The organism is Actinoplanes sp. NPDC051633, from assembly GCF_040681735.1.
In the GTDB taxonomy this organism is placed as follows: domain Bacteria; phylum Actinomycetota; class Actinomycetes; order Mycobacteriales; family Micromonosporaceae; genus Actinoplanes.
In genome coordinates, this window is record NZ_JBFAZH010001324.1 from 1 (window position 1) to 1,969 (window position 1,969).

A 1,969-nucleotide genomic window follows, 5' to 3' on the forward strand; every position below is an offset into this window, starting at 1 on the left:
AGCATGAGTCATCTAGCTCTGCACGGTGGCAGCGCAGACGACGGAATCCGCCACGCAGAGCGGGGTCTCGCGTCGCTTGCTGGTGGTCCACCACACACTGAACTCAGAGCACACCTACTCGCGTTGCAAGCTCGCGGGTACGCCGGCCTCGGCAAGGCCGACGAGTGTCGGCAACTTCTTCACAGGGCCGAACAGGCCCTCGCAGGGACGCCGGCAGACGAACACTCACCTTGGGTAAGTAGATACGACGAAGGTTCATTGGCAACTGAAATCGCCCGCTGCCTACAGCGGCTTGGTGATGCTCGTCAGGCTCAACACCACGCTGAACGGGTGATCGCGTTACGGTCGGGCGATCGCATACGAAGCCGTGCCTTGGCTCAACTTCTTCTCGTCACTGCGCTCATTTCCCAAGGGAAGCTTGAAGACGCCTGCCTCGTAGCGCATGAGGTTGTCAACGCAACGCAACAACTTAGCTCGTACCTCGTTTCACGCCAGCTCGTAGGCATGCAGCAGCTCCTGGCACCGCACCGAGCTGACCCCACCGTCGCAGCCCTCTTAATCCGGCTCGACCAAGCGGTGCAAAGCCGTGCCTGGCTAGCCCCGCACAGCGAACGGACTAGCGAGGACACCGGAGTCGGACCGGTCTCATGGTGAACTCCGATGCCCCGCTGTATGAAAAAGACCCTGAGGCTTGGAAAGAACACCTTGCTGAAGGAAACGCTCGCCAACCACGTAAGCGAGTCAGCGCTGATGTGATCATCCGCGACTCCCGCCAACGCATCCTCTTAGTCGACCCAAAGTACAAGCCCGACTGGGATACGCCTGGCGGGATGGTAGAAGCCAACGAACCGCCCGACCGGGCCGTGCAACGCGAGCTGAAAGAGGAGCTTGGCCTCGAGATTCGAGTCGGTCGCCTCCTCGTCGTGGACTGGGTCTCACCACATGACCCGTGGGACGATCTGCTGGCCTTCGTCTTTGAAGGCGGCCAGCTCAGCGACGAGGAAGTTCGAAATATTGCACCCCAAGACGATGAACTCTCGACGACCGAGTTCTGCACACCGTCCCAAGCACAAGAACGTTTGCGACCCTACGTCTGGCACCGGGTTGCCGCAGCCTTGGACGCCGTTGAACGTCACACGGTCCACTATCTGCGCGACGGCGTTTCCCCTTGAGCTAGCCGGCAAAGGCTCCCAAGGATCCGCACTCCGCTGAAGGAAGTAGTCGGAGCCCAGCACGCGCCGCCAATTCCGTTTGAACATAGGCTAGGTGGCAGGCGTGAACTCGACACCGCTCAGAACGGCGACGCAAGCGTGCTACGGTCCGTCCGCGAAGCCGACGCAGTCACGCCGAAAGGGTGGAAGTGGCTTACAGTCCGCAGCTGTTCCCAGTCTCAGTCAAAGGAGTCGTGGTCCGCGACGGCAAGGTGCTGCTCCTGCACAATGAGCGCGACGAATGGGAGTTGCCCGGCGGTAAGCTCGATCTCGGCGAGGGTCCCTCCGATTGCGTGGCCCGAGAGATCATGGAAGAGGTTGGCTGGGCGGTCACGGTGGGCCCGTTGCTTGATGTGTGGCAGTACCACATCGGTTCAGGCGTCGATGTCTTGATCGTGACGTATGGCTGCCACAACAGCTCGAGCAGTGCTCCCGTCCTGAGCCACGAGCACAAGGACGTCGGCCTATTCTCCGAGGCGGACGTTGGCGCGTTGCGTATGCCTGATGGCTACAAGGCCTCCATCAGCGCCTGGTATCGCCACCTGGCCGACGGTGGTTAGCAAATGCAAGGCGTCGCCGTGACGCGCGGCTGGCACGTCGTTGAGCGACCGACCAACGCCAGTCGGCTGCTTTGTTGGCGCTAGCCGAAACTCCCCACTGCTGCTAGATCAAATTCCCCACGTCGGGTGTCCGTTGCCTGTGTGGTTCTGGTCCGATTCCGGCGTTGATCGTCGGGTGGGCCGGAGGTACGCGGGTGC

At 61.5% G+C, this 1,969-nt stretch carries 2 protein-coding genes; both read left to right on the forward strand.

Annotation, left to right across the window (positions count from 1 at the left end; genetic code table 11):
- The first annotated feature begins 647 nt into the window (after positions 1-647).
- Complete coding sequence (locus AB0M20_RS40585; protein ID WP_364306520.1) at positions 648-1,172, forward strand: NUDIX hydrolase; 525 nt, start codon at positions 648-650, stop codon at positions 1,170-1,172.
- A gap of 182 nt (positions 1,173-1,354) precedes the next feature.
- Positions 1,355-1,771: an NUDIX domain-containing protein gene (locus AB0M20_RS40590; RefSeq protein ID WP_364306522.1), complete on the forward strand. Its 417-nt coding sequence runs from the start codon at positions 1,355-1,357 to the stop codon at positions 1,769-1,771.
- The last annotated feature ends 198 nt before the right edge of the window (positions 1,772-1,969 follow it).

Excerpts from the sequence above, each read along its gene's own strand:
- AB0M20_RS40585 (WP_364306520.1), top strand. The coding sequence starts at position 648 with ATGGTGAACTCCGATGCCCCGCTGTATGAAAAAGACCCTGAGGCTTGG.